Origin of the sequence: Amycolatopsis sp. DSM 110486 (assembly GCF_019468465.1) — a bacterium.
GTDB lineage: Bacteria > Actinomycetota > Actinomycetes > Mycobacteriales > Pseudonocardiaceae > Amycolatopsis.
The window spans coordinates 9924695-9940718 of sequence record NZ_CP080519.1; the positions used below are offsets into that span (position 1 = coordinate 9924695).

Here is a 16024-nt window from a genome sequence, read left to right on the forward strand (position 1 = left end):
CTTGTGAGCGCCGGAGAACAGGCCGCATCGGGCCGACGGACGTTTCGCGACCTCGGGTCGTGGATGGTCTTCGACGCACAGAGCCGCTTGTACGCGATCGGCGAACGCCTGTACGACGGGGTGTCGATCAACAACTCCGACAACGCGGCCCGCAAGCTACTACCGCCGCTGATTGCCCTGGCTCGGCGCACCCGCGAGCCCGTCCACCAGGAGCGCTCGTACGCCCGCAGCACGTTCGAGGTCCTGGTCAAGCCGGTGCTCGGCGGGCGAGACGGAACGCCCATCGCCTTCCTGAGCCGCTACGTCTATCCAGGCGACCCACTCTCAGCGGCGCCCTTGGTCGCCGCTTGGGAGTGGGAAGAACCCTCCGCCGGCTCCGACGGATCGCTTCAGCACTGGTGGGGTGCTGACGCACCCGCGCTCTACGGGGTGGCCCCGCCATCGCCAGGCTGGGAGGGCGGCCGCAGCGGGCGCGACCCGTACCGGTTCATGAATTCGATCCTGGTCGAGGACCACCGCATCCCCACCACCGCAGTCATCTCCGACTTCCGCAGTTCGGCCGTCGGCACGCCCCTGATCAGATACATGGAGCAGCAGCACGCTGCAAGCGGCGAACGGCGGGTCATCCGTGCGGTGGGGCAGAAGAAGTCCGACCGCCTCTACGCCGGCTTTTCGATGCGGGTCGACCCGGCCGCGGCAAGGCAGGCCGTGGAGCCCCCGCTGCTCCAGCAGCTCAGCGCCTGCGCGGCCCTCATCGAGGACCCGCTGATTATCGTCGACTCGATCCTCGACGCGGTCGTGATGACCAGCCCTGACTACCCCGCCGAACAGTCCCCGATACCCGACAAAAGCAAGCTCGCCGAACTGCTGGAACCGGAGGACGTCCACGCTGTGCTCAAGCTCGTCCGCGACGCTGCGGCTCATCCGGCGAGCCGACTTCCGGCGGTGGCCGCCCGCGTCAGGAGAGCGGACGGCTCGGTGTGGCGGGTGCGCGTCCACGCAGTGGGCGTCAGCGCCGGCACCACGCCAATCGGCCAGTTCGTCATGTGCCGCCTCGAACCTGGCGACGACCGACCTTAGCGGCCGAGAGGTCGCCGCCCTGATCACAGCACCGGCGACGGCCTCTCGTCCACCTGCTGATCAAGAAGCTGGCGCATCCGGGGCGTTCAGGACCGCGTTGAGCGACGCGATCTGCGCTTGGATGTCGAAAGCGCGCGGGTCGTGCAATGTCTCAAGGATCTCGGCGGCCTCGCGATATGCCTCGCGGGCGTTGCGGTCGTGGCCGAGCTTGCTCAGGACTTCGCCCCGCACGGTCAGAGTGTCGGCTTCCGCCCAACGCTCGCGGCTTGTCCGCCGCAGTTCGAGAGCTTTGTCCAGATGCGTCAGCGCCGGCCGATAAGACCCATGCTGCAATAGCAGCAACCCGAGCTGGTGGTGGGCCAAGCTGATCGCGCTCTTCGTGCCAGACCGCTCCGCCAGCTCGAGGGCATCGTAGGCCGTCTCCGCCGCCCTTTCGTCCTCCCCGAGCTGCTGCTGCTCGCCCGCGAGCATCGCCTTCGACACGGCGACGCCGAAGTCGAGGCCGGCCTCGGAGAAGAGCTGTTCGGCGCGCGCATACAACTCGCGGGCTTCGTCCGCGTGTCGAAGAGACGCGTGCGCGGACGCAAGCGCGAACGCCGTCCAAGCCTCCAGGAGGTCGTCCCGGTCATCGGCCCCGAGTTCTCCCTGCAGCCGCAGCCCGGTCTGGAGCAGCAGGATCGCATCATCGGTATGGCCCACTTCGTGCCGGACCCAGCCCAGGCTCAACATGCTCCGCGCATGTCCGGCGCGGTTGTCAGCCCGGAGCGCCGCCGCCCGCCCGTCTGTGGCCGCAGCCAGCCAGGCACGCCAGTTCTTGGTGATGTAGAAGTACGGGAGCAGCATGGCCGGCAACTTCCAGCCGAGGTCGCCCGCTGCGACGCTACGTGCGACCCACAGGATGGCCTCGGCCTCGATTCCGAACCAGGTCAACGCGGCGTCATAGTCGTTGCGCCCGAACGACAGCGGCACGACGTCCTTGACGGAATCCAATGCGAGCCCCGTGCCAGCCCAGTCTGGCGCCAAGGCGTTGCTGGCCGCGTGGGTTGTCGCTGCGTACCAGTGCAGCAGCCGGTGGCGAGCCCTGTCGAGCTCACGTGGCGGTTCGTCGGCGCCGGCGCGTTCGTGGGCGTAGGCGCGCAAGAGGTGGTTCATCCGCATGCGGCCGTTCTCGACGAGCTCGACGAGGTGTGCGCGGTGCAGGACGTCGAGTGCCCGGCCGGCTTCGGCAACGGTGATCTCACCCAGCGCGGCGGTGGATTCCGGGCTGATCACGGCTGTCGGGCTGGTACCGAGCAATCGGAAGATTCGCGCCGGTTGTGACGGGAGCGCCAGGTAGGACACGTCCAGCACGGCGCGGATGTTGACGGCCGGGTCGGACGAGGTGAACAGTGCCAGCCGTTCCGGCATCGTGGAGAGCTGGCCGGCGACCTGGTCGAGGGTATGGCCGCCGTGCTTCGCGTACTCGGCCGCGATGCGGATCGCCATTGGGAGCCGCCCAGCGCACCTCACGATCTTCTCAGCCGCGCGGAGGTCGGCATTCACCCGTGCTTCCCCCACACGACAGCGCAGCAACGTCATTGCCTCGTCGACGGGAAGAGGCGGCAGCTCGATCTGCACCGCCCCGGTGTGGGTCAGCAAGGCGCCCTGGTGCTCTCGGCTGGTCACGATGAGAACACTTCCCGCGCCGGGCAGCAGTGGCCGGACCTGCTGGTAGTCCGCCGCGTTGTCCAGGATCACGATGGACGGACGGCTTGACAGGCGAGACCGGTATCGCGCCGCGCGTTCTTCGACCGTCCCCGTGAGCTCGGAGCCAGGGGCTCCCAGCGCACGCAGGAAGCCGTCGAGCACTGCGCCGGGTTCCGCCGGCCTACCGGCCGCCAGCCCGCGCAAGTCGACGAACAAGCAGCCGCCCGGATATCGCTCCTGGACCTGCGACGCCCACTGAATCGCCAGTTCCGTCTTGCCCGCCCAGAAGCCGCCTTCGATGAGCACTGTGACCGCGGTCCCGTCCTCGTCCCGGGCTGCCACGGCATCATCCAGCTGACGGAGATACCCCTGGCGGCCGGTGAAGTCCGAGGCCGGCGGGGGCAGCTGCATCGGCCGAACGTGGCCGCCATCGAGCCGCTGCTCAGTGGCTATCCGCACCAGTTCGCCGTCGGCGCCGAGGACTTCATCCAGCCTGTCCACCACCGCCGGCCGCCGGCCTCGGTGGCCGTTGAAGACCTTGGAGACGTAGCTTTCGCTGTAGCCCGCCTGGCTCGCGATCTCCCTGAGCGTCAGGCCCTTCTCTCGACACAGCCGCCGCGCGGCCAGCGCGAAGACGCTTTGATCCCTCATCAGTTGCCTCCCCAAGCAACAGCGCGTTCCGGCCGGCAGAACCCTGCAGCTGCGACGCATCAGCGCACATTGTCTCCGAGCAGGGTGTTCCGACGGCGAAATCGATGTGATCAAAAACCGCTCCGACGTTCGCCGGATGCAGGTTTCAGAGTCAACTTCACATCAAGATCGCGACCGATCATGAAGAAGCCTCATAACCGATCTCCTCCCACGCCGATGACCGTGTCTTCAACCAGCGGGCCAGGCTCAGCCACGCGGCCGCCCTCCCCTCGAGGCGACTCGATCAGCAGGCCTCCATAAATACCTTGATCAACTTGGAAGCATCAACACCGTTGCTGAGCATTAACTCTTCCGGGTGATAGATGTCAGTAGTTTCACCTATGCGACCACACAGATGCGCGGCGAGACACCTGAGCAATGGACCTTTATCGTCACGGACCAAAGCTGGTCCGACAAGAACGTGTGCTCGAAAGCAGCGGTGCCGTTGCTCGGTTCGACGGCACCTGTTCAGCTGTGCGGTCAGTGAGGGACTGCTGCTCCGGCGATCGCGAGCAATGACCCAGCTCCCGCGGCGAGGAGCAGGGTGGTGACGACACCGCGTTTGAGCGCCAGCAGCAGGATCGCGGCGCCGAGCAGGATCGCGTACTGCCAGAGCTCGGTGAGGCTCAGCGCCAACGGGATGGCTGAGCCGAGAATCGCGCCGACCGCGGCAGGGCCCGCGCCGTCGAGGAACGCGCGTACATGTGGATTACCGCGTAGCCTGTCGAAGTGTCGGGCTCCGAGCAAGATGAACGTGAAGGACGGGGTGAATGCGACGACTGAGGCGAGGATGCCGCCGGACAGCCCCGCCGCGGCGTAGCCGACCACGGCGACCGTTTGGACGACCGGGCCGGGGGTGATCTGGCCGAGGGCGACCGCGCTGAGGAATTGGCCTCCGGTCATCCAGTGGTAGGTGTTGACCGCGTCGTGCTGCATGAGCGGAATGATCACGAAGCCGCCGCCGTACGACAGTGCGCCCACCTTGAGCGCCACCCATGCCACCGTCAGGAACACCCCCGCTCCTGCGGCACTCGTGACTGCGGTGGCCAGCGGTTTCGCGGGCAACGCGAACAGGGTCGCGGCCGAACCGCTGCGGTGAGCGCGTTGCACGGTCAGTTCGATGACGCCGCAGGCAAGCAGGACAAGCACCAGCCACGGCCCCAAAGTCGCCGTCGCGGTACCACCGGCAACGACGTACAGGCCCCACCGCACGCGGCTCGTCATGCCCGCGCGACGCCAGCCGGCCGGGATCAGGCCCACGCCGGCGTGCGCGGCGACGGCCGCCACCGCCGCGCCGGCACCCGCACCGGCGCCGCGCACCCACGTCGGCGGGGACCCCACGAGGAACAAGGCGGCCAAGCCGAGGATGACGATCAATCCGGGCACAATGAACGCCGCCCCGCCGACCAGCGCGCCCACCCGGCCGCGTACCCGCCAGGCGGTGAAAATTGCCAGCTGCGTGGAGGCCGGGCCCGGCAGCAGGTTGCACGCGGCGATCGCGTCCTCGAACTCCTGCCCCGATAACCACTTCCGCCGTTGAACGCGCAACGCGCGCAACAGAGCGATGTGTGTGGGCGGGCCACCGAATCCGATGCAGCCGATCCGGCCCCATTGCCTCAGAACGATGCCCAGGCTGGGCGCCCCGTCGGTGGTGGATGGTTCAGGTGCGTTCGCAGTGTGGTCGAACATCGGCTCCTGCTCGGGGTCCGGGGTCACCGCCCGACGGGTTGGAACACTTCGACCGGGTTGCCGGCCGGGTCGTCGAACACGATCTGGCGGCCGCCAGGGCCCGTGATGACGTCGCTGCGGAACCGCACCCCGGCCTCGCGCAGCCGCGTCACCTCGGCGTCGATGTCGTCGACGATGAAGTGGATGCGGTTCCATCCGCCGGGGCCGGGCTTGCTCCCGTCCGGCATCGGGCGTCCCGCGGAGCTGGCCGGGCCGCTCAGCAGCAACCGCAGGTTCCCGCGCACAACGTCGGCGAAGGCCGGCACCGCGCTCGAGCGCACCGTGAAGCCGAGCTTGGAGGAGTAGAAGGCGACAGCGGCTTCGACGTCGTCGACGAGATACCGCACGCTTACCAGTTCTGTGGTCATGTTTGGCTCACCTCTTCGGGAGTGGTTGCCATCAGGAATCCGATCCGCGTATCCAGCTCTGCGGCGACACGGCGGAAGGCCGGGTAGCTGTCCGCCTCACGTGCCGGGTCGGGGATGCTCCAGTGGATCATCCGAGGTCGGCCGGGAAACTCCGGGCAGACCTCACGAACCCGGTCGCACAAGCTGATCACCCAATGGAAACGCCGCTGCCGCAACGAATCCAGATGCGTAGGCTCGTGGGTAAGCGTGATGCCGTACTCGGCCATCGCGCGCACCGCCTCCGGGCGCAGTGGTTTCGGATGACTGCCCGCGCTGGCCACCTCGGCCCCGGTGCGGTGGCGCAAGAGCGCCGCGGCCATCGGCGACCGGCCGCTGTTGCCGGTACAGAGGAACAGCACCCGCAGCCTGGCCGGCCCACGGGCCGCGCGCGTGACACCGAGCCCAGGATGCAACGCAGCGCCGGCCTCGGCGAGCGCGTCCGCACACCGGCGAAGGTCGAGGTGGTAATACGTGTCGCGCCCATCGAAACTGCTCCGCCGCGCGGTGACCAGCTCCGCCGTGCGCAGCTTGCGCAGGTGGTAGGACACCAGGTTCTGCGGCTGCCCGACGGCATCTACCAGCTCCCGCACACGGCGGTCGGTGTGCGCGAGCTCGCGCATCAGCCTCCAGCGCAGCGGGTCGCCAGCCAGCCGCACGAATGGCGGCGGCTCAGATGGACCAGTTGCCGACACGCAGCTGACGATACATCAATACAGATTGATGCATCTACCCCTCGGGCCGGCCCGCACAGCCAAGTTTTGCCGAACGAACCGCCGGAGAGCGGCTGTGCGAGCGAGCGGCACCGCTCAGGACGGTGAGGCGTTCGGGGGCTTCGGTTGCTCGCCGGTTCCGGTCGTCGCCGCTGGATGGCTGGTTTCGGTTGCGGCGTGCGGGGTGGTGATCCAGCGGGCGGCGAGCAGGCCAGATGCGGCGGTGAGGATGGCGGCGGCGATCACGGTGGTGTTGAGGCCGAGGGTGTCGGCGAGGATGCCGGCGAGCAGGGCGCCGACCGCGTAGCCGGTGTCGCGCCAGAAGCGGTAGGTGCCGAGGGCGTTGGCGCGCCAGGCGGGGTGGGCGTGGTCGGAGATTGACGCGATGAGTGTCGGGTAGACCATGGCGGTGCCCAGGCCGAGTGCGATGGCGGAGATGATCCCTGCGAGCAGGGGATCGGCGAGCAGGGCGAGCGCGAGCGCGAACCCCGCGGCTTGGACGAGCATGCCAGTGACGATGAGGGGTTTGCGGCCGATGCGATCGGAAAGGTGCCCGCTGGGGATCTGGCCGAGGCCCCACAACAGGGGGTAGAGCCCTTTGATGAGGCCGACGGCGGCGAGCCCGAGTCCGTGCTGGGTGAACAACAGCGGGAACACGCCCCAGATGAGACCGTCGTTGAGGTTGTTGACCAGGCCCGCCTGGCTGGCGCCCCGCAGGGATCGGTTCTGCCAGGTGGTACGGGCGAAGGTGGCGGCCAGACGGGCGGATTGGGCGCCGTCAGCGGGTGCGGGGTGGTGGGACAATTCCAGGGCGACGTGCGCGGCGGTGTCGCGCACGACGAGGGACAGGCCCAGTCCTGCGGCGACGAAGACGACCCCGATGAGTTCGGGGAGGGGGCGAAGGCCGTGGGTGGCGGCTAGGTAGCCGGTGAGCAGGGCGACGGCACCGACCGCGACGTAACCTGCGGCTTCGTTGAGGCCGGTGGCCAGTCCGCGGCGGGCCGGGCCGACGAGGTCGATCTTCATGTTGACGGTCATCGACCAGGTCAGTCCCTGGTTGAGGCCGAGCAGCACGTTGGCCGCGATGATCCAGCCCCAGGATGGCGCCCAGGCGAGGGCGAACGGTACGGGGATGCCGATCAGCCAGCCGGCGATCAGGAGCTGCCGGCGGGTGAATCGGGCGGTCAGGGCCCCGGCGGCGAGGTTGGTGAATGCCTTGGTCATGCCGAAGGCGATGATGAAGGAGAACACGGCGAGGTCGCTGGTCAGGCCGAAGGTCTCGGTGCCGATCAGGGGCACGGTGGTGCGTTCCAGCCCGACGAGGCCGCCGACGCAGACGTTGACGATGACGAGCAGGGTGAATTGGAGCCAGTTCTCGCGCAGGCCCAGCCGCACCCCTGCGGTCACGACGGCTGGGTCCCGCCGGTGAGGTTCAGGTCGTGGGCACGGACGTAGTCGCCGGGACCCCCGTCGAGCACCGTGAGATCGGTGCGGCCGGCGCGCTCGAGGAGGCTGGCGGCGGTCATGGCGCGTTCACCGTGCCCGCACGCCACAACAGCGCCGGGCGGGACGTCGGCGGCGTGTGTGGTCAGGTCGCCGAGTTCGAGGTGGATCGCGCTCGGAACGTGACCGGCGCGATACTCCTGCGCTTGGCGGATGTCTACATAGGATCGTGTCGGCGCGTGGGTGGCGGTGGCAAAGGCAGTGCTGCGAACCGGACCGCCCGCGTCCGTCCAGGCAGTGATGCCGCCGGCCAGCTGTCCGGCCAGTCGTTCGTAGCCGATTTTGGCGGACTGCCAGGCGATGTCGGCGGGGTCCTGGTCGGGATTGAGGACGAATACCAGTGGGGTGGTGTGGGGCATCAGCCAGCCCAGCCATGTCGCGAATTGCTCGCGCAACGGGATGGACACCGCGCGGGGGATGTGGGCGGTGGCGTAGTCGTCCGCGGGGCGGGCATCGATGACGGTTGCCCCGTCCGAGAGGAGCGCCCGCACCGTGGCGGCGCTGAGCGCAGCGATCGGCGGAGTGCCGGCCAGGATGGCCGGGCCGCGCCGGTTCGCTTCGGCGAGGCGGGTGAAGTACGCCGGATACGTTCCCAGCCCGGCGAGCAGAACATGGACGAACGCGTCCTCGTGGGGTGCCGCCAGCAACGGGTTGGCGCGCTTCTGCTCCCCGATGGTCGACGTGCGTTCGCTGCCGGGTGGGGTGGAGCAGAACGACCCCGCGCCGTGGGTGGGCCACACGGCGACGGCGTCGGGCAGGGTGATCAGGCGTTGCAGCGACCGGTACTGGGCGCGGGCCAACTGCTCGGTCCGTGCTGGGCCGAGCAAGTCCGTGCGAGCCGCGGAGTTGACGATCAGCGAGCCGCCGGTGAACACGCCGAGTTCGCACGCGCCGTCGAGCAGCAGGAACGACAGGTGCTCGTCGGTGTGGCCGGGGGTCGCGAGGGCCCTCAGTGTCAGGCCGCCGAGATCGACCTCGTCACCATCAGCCAGCGGGGTGTGGTCGAACAGGCGACGTCCCGCCGCGGAGGCGAGCACCGTCGCTCCCGTGTCGTGACCGAGCTGCACGGCACCGGAGAGGAAATCGGCGTGCAGGTGCGTGTCCGCGGCGAAGGCGACCCGCAGACCACGCCGTCGCGCGGCCGTGTGGAGGGTGCGCAGATCCCGGGACGCGTCGACGGCCAGCGCGCTGCCGTCGCCCAGATCCACCAGGTAGGCGCTGTTGCCGAGTCCTTCGTCGACCAGCGGGAACAGGTGATCGTCGGTGAAGCTCACAACGTTCTCCAACCTTGCCGGAGCGGCGCGCGACCGTCCCTGTGCGTGCCGCGTGACGTGTCCAGCGTCTGATATACATTAATCCATAGATTTATGGAGGATGGGAAGATGGCGGACAACACCGCGACCGATCCGGACAGTGGTTCGGTGAAGACGGCGGCCAAGGCGCGGTTGTACGAGGCGTTCGCGGTCAGCGGGAAGGCGCTCGCCAACGGCAAGCGCCTGGAACTGCTCGACCTGCTGGCACAGGGCGAGCGCACCGTGGACGCGCTCGCCACCGCGTCGGGGCTGAACCTGACGACCGCGTCCGCACATCTGCAGACCCTCAAACAGGCAGGCTTCGTCGCGACCCGCCGGGACGGGGTACGGGTGCACTATCGCCTCGCCGGCGAGGACGTCGCGCAGCTGTTCGCGTTGCTGCGCACCGTCGCCCAGGCCCATCAGCCGGCGGTGCCGCATGCGCGTGAGGCCTACCTCGGTGCCGCGCCCGACGAGGAAATCACCCGCGAGCAGTTGCAGGTGCGCGCGGCAGCGGGGGAAGTGGTGCTGCTGGACGTCCGGCCGGTGCACGAGTACCGGGCGGGTCACATCCCGGGCGCGCTGAGCGTCCCGGTAGAGGAGCTGGCGGACCGGATCAACGAACTACCCGACGGCGCGGACATCGTCGTGTACTGCCGAGGCGAGTACTGCGTACTGGCCTACGACGCGGTGCGGCTGCTGACCGACCGCGGCCGCCGCGCGGTCCGGCTGGACGACGGCATGCTGGAGTGGCGCCTGGCCGAAATGCCCGTCGACACCGGAGACCTCGCATGACCGAACACGCAATTCCCGCGGCCGACACGGCCGGAGTGCTTGCGGGGTGGGCCGGTCTACATGGACTACAACGCCACAACGCCGACCGCTGGAGCACTCCCCAGTGACGTCGAGACCGCAGTGTAGGGCCAAAGTGCGCGCCACACGCCACGATCGGCGGTCCGACCAGCTGGTCAGCCGCGCGGGGCGTACATGATGACCCCGACGCCGGTGAGGCAGATGAATGCTCCGATCACGTCGAAGCGGTCGGGGCGGTAGCCGTCGGCGATGACACCCCACAGCAGGGAGCCGGCGACGAACACGCCGCCGTACGCGGCCAGAATGCGGCCGAACTGGGCGTCGGGCTGCAGGGTTGCGACGAACCCGTAAAGGCCGAGGGCGATGATCCCGCTCCCGATCCACAACCAGCCGCGGTGGTCGCGGACGCCTTGCCACACGAGCCAGGCACCACCGATCTCCAAGATGGCGGCGAGCACGAACAGCCCGATCGAACGCAACACGAGCACGAACAATCCTCTCGAAGCGCGGGCAGTAGCGCGCGCTGTGCGCACAAGACTGAGGCGTGGGGTCAGTCACCGAAGACGTCGGCCAGCAGCGGCGCTGCTTCGGCTGGCGCGTGTACGTCGAACTCGAGCACCTCGCGGCGGAGGCGCAGGGTGAATCCGAAGAAGGCGCAGGATTGCTGCTCGGCGGCTGCGAGTTCGGCCACGCGCCCGGCCAGCTCGGCCGGGAGCCGGAACAGCAGCCCCTCATCGGTCGGCTCGCGCTCTGCTCTGGTGAGCAGCTCACGCCACTGCCCGATGCGCTCAGCTTGTTCTCCGCCCGTCAGCAGGCATGCGATCGGCGCGGACTCCGGCTCTTCCGCCGGCCGACGCACGTTGAACTCAACGGGCACCGGCGCCGGCTCCGCTACCGGCGGCTTCTGGTGCAGGAATCCGCAGCCCGGGTCGCACCGGCCCGGGCGCGGCGGACCGTCGATCTCGTTCAGTGCCTCGCGCAGGCGATCGGTGAACGCCTCCAGCTCGGCGGCGCGCTGCTGGGCCTCGCCGAGGCGAGCAAGGAGCATCGGCCGCAGCCGTGCGCACGTCGGTGCACAACCCGTCCTCCCACACACCCAGCAGGTCACGGATCTCCTCCAGCGGCAGCCCGAGGTGCTTGCCGGTGGCGATGAACTCCAGGCGCTCCACCGACTCCTCGTCGTAAAGCCGATACCCGACTCCGACCGGCGTGCGGGAAGCAGCCCAGCCTGTTCGTAGAACCGCAACGTCGTCGGCTTCACGCCGACTCGCTCTGCCAGCTGGGAGATCCGCAACGTCGTCACCTCACGACCGTAAACCTTCCAGCCGACTCGAAGGTCAACCGCAAAACAGCACAGCCATCCAAGGGGCGGGGTTCAGCTGGGCGGCAAGTCGCGCCGATTCGGGCTGAGGGCGGGCATCTCGGGCTGAAGCGCGGGGAAGACCTGCTGCGGAGCACAGCACGAGCATCCGTCCTCCTCGGACTTCCCCCCGGCCGGAATCTGCTGCGCCGAAACCGGTTCGGGTGCCGTGATGCCCCGCAGGGGCCGCAGCCGCCCGGCTCGGACGCCGTTGCCGATGACGAAAACTCGGCCAGTTCGTGCACGAACACGACCGTGGCGAGGCTCAAGACACCGAATGCGGCGAGCGGCACCAGCGTCCTCTTCTCGGAGTGGCTTGCGCAGTCGGCTTCCACCGGGGCATCGATCGCACCTTTCGCCCCAACGGCTGCTATGTCGCCAAGAGCCACCGCGGATGAGGTGGGCGCAGCGTTTGTGCCGCCGAGCCGTTGTCGACCGCGCCCGCCACGCACTCGTCGACCTTCCGATGCTGCAACCACCACACCTCGACCGTGGCGCCAGTCTGCGCGAGTTTCGCCTCAACCATCGCGTGCTGATCACCGCGGCGCGAAGGCTGGCCGTCGAGGACCCGGCCACTGAGCTGTTGACCGAGGCGTTGGACCGGATCGCGGTGTGGCGTTCGGCCTGGGCCACCGTCCCGGCCGAGACGCAGTTCGCCGCCTACACGCAGCTGAGGGCAGACTTGTTCGATGTCGAGCGAGTCCTCGCTCAGCTGATGGGGTGGCAACCCTTGTCGCCGGTGGCAGCACGGTGAAGCCACGCCCCTCCCTCAGCTCCGGACAGCGCGAAGCCCTGGCACGGGAATCGCGGCATGCCGATCCGGTCGTTCGGGTCCGCGTCGCCGCGGTGCAGAGTTGGTTTTCGGGCCAGCCGTTCACCGAAGGCGCCGCGCGTGCCGGAGTCTCCACCTCCACGGTCCGCCGGTGGGTCCGGCGATTCATCGAGCACGGTCTCGGCGCGCTCGCAGGTGAGGCACCGGCGCGCCCGGCCCGGCCCGCGGCCGGGACGGATCCCCGTGGTCACAGCTTCACCGAAGCATCGAAGACGTTTCTGGCCGGAATCGGGGCGGAACTTCACCTCGCCCGCTCCGAGCGCGGGTGGACCCGGCAGCAGCTGATCGAACGCTGCGGTGTGGAGTACTCGCCCGAACGGGTCGCGAACTGGGAACACGGCCTCCGGGCCGTCCCGGTCGTCGCCTTGGCCATCACGTGCCGGGCGCTGGAGATCTCGATGGCCGAGGTCGTCGGGCGCAGCTACACCAGTGCGTTCGACCGCTTGCCGCAGGTCCCGAAATGACGCCCCGGTGGGCAGTCCCCTCCATACGCCACCGGCGACTGGGCAGAAACCAGGACGCAGGAGGGGACTTCAGCCGACGCCACACTCGAGCCGGCCGGTCGGCGATTTGCCGGCGCCGACTCCTGGAACGTAACCGATCTTCCAGCCCGCACGGCGCACTGTCACCGCCGCGGGGTAACACGGAGAGTTGGGTGAGGATGGCACGCCACCCACGAGAGTCGCGGGGCACGTCACCTCACCCGGGCGCAACCCCTGTTTGGCCGACAGCCGCCGACCTCGACCTCGTCGAAGACCCATATCTCGACTTCCTCGACCGCGTCCTCAAGGGACTGCGAAACCTCGACCGCACATCACCACCCCAACCACGACCAGCACGCCGGGACGACCCCATGGACCTCAGCACCGAACACGCAGCAGCGGCGCTCAACCGGACCTGCCTGCAAGCGCTTCAGCTCACCGACGCTTTGATCAACGGAAACTCCACAGTGGACACTATTCGTCGAGTATCCGAGCAACTGGCCGATACGGCCGAGATCCTGCAAAGCTACGCCGGCGACCTCGAAACCGGCGTGGTCAACGAACACCCGATCCAGCTGCCGGCACCGGACGACACCGACGAACCTCGATCGGATCTCAACGGTGACGGCACGCGGCCTCCTGTTCCCGAAGTGGCCGAGGCTCGACCGGCCACGCCGCGACGATCCGGGACCGCCGACCGTCACGGATCGCGCCGTGCGCCCCGCAGGCGACGCTGACGCGCCGCAGAGCTCGTCCGCCGATTCACCACGCCCTCGCCGATCTATCTCAGGAAGACTCCCAGTGAAGATCCGTTCCCGCGCGACCCCACCCGCCGCCTTCGCGCTCGGCGCCGAACTTCACCGGGCCCGAATGCGAGCGAAGTTCGGCCTCCGTGAACAGGCGGACCGGGTAGACGTCCCACCGGCCAACATCAGCCACTGGGAAGCCGGATCACGCAGGCCGTCACCGGACATGACGTCGTATCTCCTCGGTCTGTTCAAGGTGGCTGGACCCGAGTACAAACGCCTCCGGGAACTCGCCTCGAACGTGCACAACTCCATGCACGTCGAACACCGCATCCCCGCACGAACCGCATGACCCGCCTCTACGAACGTCGGGTCCCCGTGGTGGTCGCCCGCCCGCGTTCGACTCGCTCGATTACCGGGGCCGCAACGTGATCGAACGCCGCTTCAAGCTGCTCAATCAATGGCGTGGCCTGGCCACTCGCTACGGCAAGCTCGCCATCGTTTACCGATCCGCGATCGTTCTCCATGCCGTGATCCGCTGGACCAAGGCATCATCAGACACGCCCTAGCTCACTGCGCCACCAGCCCACCGTCGACAGCCCACGCCTGCCCGGTCACGAAAGACGCGCGGTCCGACAGCATCCACGCCACCGCCTCGGCGATCTCCTCCGGCTGTGCGGCCCGGTTGATCGGCTGCATCGCCGCGATCTGCTCCTCCGTGACTACCCCGGTGGCCACCACCTGCTCGTACATGCCGGTGCGCACGGTGCCCGGGCAGACGGCATTGACGCGGATCCCCTGTGTCGCGTATTCGAGAGCGGCGGCGCGCGTCAGGCCGACGACGCCGTGCTTGGCCGCCACGTAAGCGGACAGGCCGATGCCCATCCCGACCAAACCGCCAGTCGACGACGTGTTCACAATGGACCCTCCGCCGGCGCCCAGCATCCGGCGGATCTCGGCCCGCATGCAGAGCCACACGCCTTCGAGGTTCACCGACATCACCCGGTGCCAGTTGTCCCGAGTGGACTCGGCGACGGACTCGAAAGCACCGTCGACACCGGCGTTGTTGAACGCCCCATCGAGCCGGCCGTAAGCCGCTACCGCGGCCGCCACCATCGCTTCGACATCGTCCTCAAGGGCCACATCGGCCTTCACCGCGGTAGCCGTGCCGCCCTGTGCCACGACCAAGTCGGCCGTCTCCCGGCACGTGCCGTGGTCGATGTCGGCGAGCAGCAACCGCGCGCCGTACCCGGCCAGCACCAGAGCGGTACTGCGGCCGATGCCGGAGCCGGCACCGGTCACGATCACAGACTTGCCCTCGAGCATCAGTGTTTCCCCCGCGTGTGGACGGTCATCGGCAGCCGGTCGAGGTGCACGATGCTGGAGATCACGGTCTTCGGGCGGAAACCGGCGAGCAGGTCCAGCCGGCGGCCCGCGACGATGCCGGCGATGGTGATCTTCATCTGGACCCCGGAAAACGCGTCGCCGATGCATTGCCGGTTGCCGAGCCCGAACGGCATGAACGCCCGCCGCATCCGTTCGGTCGACGCGTCACCAAGCCAACGGTCGGGGTTGAACCGCAACGGATCGGCGAAGATCTCCGGGTCGCGCTGCAAAGCCGCGGGACTGTAGAGCACCTCACTGCCCGGCTCGATGGTCACGCCGCCGAGAGTGACGGGTTTGACCGCGCGGCGCATGAGAATCCACAGTGGGTGGTGCAGCCGCAGGTTTTCCTGCACAACAGCCTCGGTGAGTGTCAACGCGGGCAGATTCGCCGCCTCGATGTCGCGCCCGTCGACAACCTCGTCGACCTCCACTTCGAGCCGTTGCCTGAGCGAGGGGTCGCGCGCGATCTCGTACATCGCCCACGTCATCAGCGTCGCCGGCGTCTCGATGCCGGCGATCAGCAGCGTCATGATCTGGTCGCGGATCTGCGTGTCGGTCAGCGTCGTGCCGGTCCGGGCGTCGTGCGCGCCCAGGAGCAGGGACACGAAGTCGCCGAGGTCGCCGTGGTCCCTGCGGTAGACGGCGACGAGGCGCGCGGCGGCGTCACGCAGGTCGGCGCAGGCGGCGTCGAAGCGTCGGCCGACCGGGGTTGGCACGCGCGCGAAGAAGTCGGGCAACAGCGTGCGCTGGCCCAGCCCCTGCAGCAGGGCCGGCAGCTGGTCCCGGGCCAGCTGCACCACCTCCCGCGCCTCCGGGGCGAGAAACATGGTCTGGCCGATGATCTCGCTCGCCATCACGTGCATCTCGCGGTCCATCGCGACGGTCTCGCCGGGCCGCCACGTCGCCGCCTGCTCACGGACGACGTCGCTCATGATGCGGATGCTGCGCTGGATCTGTTCCCGATGGAACGCCGGCTGCACCATCCGGCGCTGTCGAAGATGCTCGGTGCCTTCGGCGGTGAACAATCCGTCGCCGACATACGGGCGCGCCTTCTGGAAGATGCGCCCGCGGTCGAAGCTCTTCGCCTCCTCCACCATCACGGCACGCACGAGCTCCGGCGAGTTCAGCACGAGGAACGGCCTCGTGCCGATCCGGATCCGCACGATGTCACCGGCGGGCTGCAACGACGTGAGATAACCGACGCGGTCGCGGCGCAGTAGTGAAAGCGTGTGCCCGAGCAACGGGAGACCACCCGGCGCGGTGGGAGCCTGGCGAGCCAGGAGCATGGTCATGGAACGCTCCAAAGAGG

At 68.6% G+C, this 16024-nt stretch carries 17 protein-coding genes and 1 pseudogene; 7 read left to right on the forward strand and 11 right to left on the reverse strand.

Translation table 11 applies throughout. The features are described from left to right. Positions 1-3 precede the first annotated feature (3 nt). Entirely contained in the window at positions 4-1080 is a 1077-nt protein-coding gene (locus tag K1T34_RS47870; RefSeq protein WP_220241420.1) for a hypothetical protein, read from the forward strand. A 60-nt stretch (positions 1081-1140) separates the two neighbouring features. On the opposite strand, the gene K1T34_RS47875 is transcribed toward K1T34_RS47870, so the two are convergent. From K1T34_RS47875 to K1T34_RS47900, 6 genes are all read right to left on the reverse strand, one after another. Then, positions 1141-3417: a helix-turn-helix transcriptional regulator gene (locus tag K1T34_RS47875; protein ID WP_220241421.1), complete on the reverse strand. Its 2277-nt coding sequence runs from the start codon at positions 3415-3417 to the stop codon at positions 1141-1143. A gap of 519 nt (positions 3418-3936) precedes the next feature. Further along, positions 3937-5145, reverse strand: a complete 1209-nt coding sequence (gene chrA, locus K1T34_RS47880) for a chromate efflux transporter (RefSeq protein WP_220241422.1) — start codon at positions 5143-5145, stop codon at positions 3937-3939. 23 nt (positions 5146-5168) lie between these two features. After that, positions 5169-5552 carry a VOC family protein gene (locus K1T34_RS47885; RefSeq protein ID WP_220241423.1) on the reverse strand — a complete coding sequence of 128 codons (384 nt, stop codon included), beginning with the start codon at positions 5550-5552 and terminating at the stop codon, positions 5169-5171. Continuing rightward, a complete protein-coding gene (locus K1T34_RS47890; RefSeq protein WP_370643558.1) occupies positions 5549-6283 on the reverse strand; it encodes an ArsR family transcriptional regulator in 735 nt (244 codons plus the stop codon). Before K1T34_RS47890 ends, K1T34_RS47885 begins: the two co-directional genes overlap by 4 nt. A gap of 114 nt (positions 6284-6397) precedes the next feature. Then, positions 6398-7708: an MFS transporter gene (locus K1T34_RS47895; RefSeq protein ID WP_220241425.1), complete on the reverse strand. Its 1311-nt coding sequence runs from the start codon at positions 7706-7708 to the stop codon at positions 6398-6400. After that, entirely contained in the window at positions 7705-9078 is a 1374-nt protein-coding gene (locus tag K1T34_RS47900) for a rhodanese-like domain-containing protein (protein ID WP_220241426.1), read from the reverse strand. Before K1T34_RS47900 ends, K1T34_RS47895 begins: the two co-directional genes overlap by 4 nt. Before the next feature lie 108 nt (positions 9079-9186). Between K1T34_RS47900 and K1T34_RS47905 the strand changes: the two genes are divergently transcribed. Continuing rightward, positions 9187-9891: a metalloregulator ArsR/SmtB family transcription factor gene (locus tag K1T34_RS47905; RefSeq protein ID WP_220241427.1), complete on the forward strand. Its 705-nt coding sequence runs from the start codon at positions 9187-9189 to the stop codon at positions 9889-9891. A 173-nt stretch (positions 9892-10064) separates the two neighbouring features. On the opposite strand, the gene K1T34_RS47910 is transcribed toward K1T34_RS47905, so the two are convergent. From K1T34_RS47910 to K1T34_RS54970, 3 genes and pseudogenes are all read right to left on the reverse strand, one after another. Beyond that, positions 10065-10397, reverse strand: a complete 333-nt coding sequence (locus K1T34_RS47910; RefSeq protein ID WP_220241428.1) for a YnfA family protein — start codon at positions 10395-10397, stop codon at positions 10065-10067. A gap of 62 nt (positions 10398-10459) precedes the next feature. After that, a complete protein-coding gene (locus tag K1T34_RS47915) occupies positions 10460-10957 on the reverse strand; it encodes a hypothetical protein (RefSeq protein ID WP_255638884.1) in 498 nt (165 codons plus the stop codon). Positions 10958-11015: 58 nt separating this feature from the next. Then, a pseudogene (locus tag K1T34_RS54970) lies at positions 11016-11212 on the reverse strand (MerR family transcriptional regulator); the annotation flags it as partial. A gap of 523 nt (positions 11213-11735) precedes the next feature. Here K1T34_RS54970 and K1T34_RS47920 point away from each other — a divergent pair. The 5 genes from K1T34_RS47920 to K1T34_RS54980 all read left to right on the forward strand — a co-directional run bounded on the left by K1T34_RS47920 (position 11736) and on the right by K1T34_RS54980 (position 13898). Further along, positions 11736-12023: a hypothetical protein gene (locus tag K1T34_RS47920; protein ID WP_220241429.1), complete on the forward strand. Its 288-nt coding sequence runs from the start codon at positions 11736-11738 to the stop codon at positions 12021-12023. 92 nt (positions 12024-12115) lie between these two features. Then, a complete protein-coding gene (locus K1T34_RS47925) occupies positions 12116-12565 on the forward strand; it encodes a helix-turn-helix domain-containing protein (protein ID WP_220241430.1) in 450 nt (149 codons plus the stop codon). 389 nt (positions 12566-12954) lie between these two features. Then, complete coding sequence (locus K1T34_RS47930) at positions 12955-13320, forward strand: hypothetical protein (protein WP_220241431.1); 366 nt, start codon at positions 12955-12957, stop codon at positions 13318-13320. 64 nt (positions 13321-13384) lie between these two features. Next, complete coding sequence (locus tag K1T34_RS54975; RefSeq protein ID WP_220241432.1) at positions 13385-13681, forward strand: helix-turn-helix transcriptional regulator; 297 nt, start codon at positions 13385-13387, stop codon at positions 13679-13681. After that, positions 13590-13898, forward strand: coding sequence for a transposase (locus K1T34_RS54980; RefSeq protein WP_370643861.1), 309 nt, complete (start codon positions 13590-13592; stop codon positions 13896-13898). Before K1T34_RS54975 ends, K1T34_RS54980 begins: the two co-directional genes overlap by 92 nt. A 1-nt stretch (position 13899) precedes the next feature. Here K1T34_RS54980 and K1T34_RS47945 read toward each other — a convergent pair whose 3' ends face one another. Next, positions 13900-14655, reverse strand: coding sequence for a glucose 1-dehydrogenase (locus K1T34_RS47945; RefSeq protein ID WP_220241434.1), 756 nt, complete (start codon positions 14653-14655; stop codon positions 13900-13902). Next, complete coding sequence (locus tag K1T34_RS47950) at positions 14655-16007, reverse strand: cytochrome P450 (protein ID WP_220241435.1); 1353 nt, start codon at positions 16005-16007, stop codon at positions 14655-14657. Before K1T34_RS47950 ends, K1T34_RS47945 begins: the two co-directional genes overlap by 1 nt. Positions 16008-16024: the final 17 nt, after the last annotated feature.

Coding starts and splice junctions, on each gene's coding strand:
- K1T34_RS47875 (WP_220241421.1), bottom strand. CDS start 3,417: ATGAGGGATCAAAGCGTCTTCGCGCTGGCCGCGCGGCGGCTGTGTCGA.
- chrA (WP_220241422.1), bottom strand. CDS start 5,145: ATGTTCGACCACACTGCGAACGCACCTGAACCATCCACCACCGACGGG.
- K1T34_RS47885 (WP_220241423.1), bottom strand. CDS start 5,552: ATGACCACAGAACTGGTAAGCGTGCGGTATCTCGTCGACGACGTCGAA.
- K1T34_RS47905 (WP_220241427.1), top strand. CDS start 9,187: ATGGCGGACAACACCGCGACCGATCCGGACAGTGGTTCGGTGAAGACG.
- K1T34_RS47915 (WP_255638884.1), bottom strand. CDS start 10,957: ATGCTCCTTGCTCGCCTCGGCGAGGCCCAGCAGCGCGCCGCCGAGCTG.
- K1T34_RS47920 (WP_220241429.1), top strand. CDS start 11,736: ATGCTGCAACCACCACACCTCGACCGTGGCGCCAGTCTGCGCGAGTTT.
- K1T34_RS47930 (WP_220241431.1), top strand. CDS start 12,955: ATGGACCTCAGCACCGAACACGCAGCAGCGGCGCTCAACCGGACCTGC.
- K1T34_RS47945 (WP_220241434.1), bottom strand. CDS start 14,655: ATGCTCGAGGGCAAGTCTGTGATCGTGACCGGTGCCGGCTCCGGCATC.
- K1T34_RS47950 (WP_220241435.1), bottom strand. CDS start 16,007: ATGACCATGCTCCTGGCTCGCCAGGCTCCCACCGCGCCGGGTGGTCTC.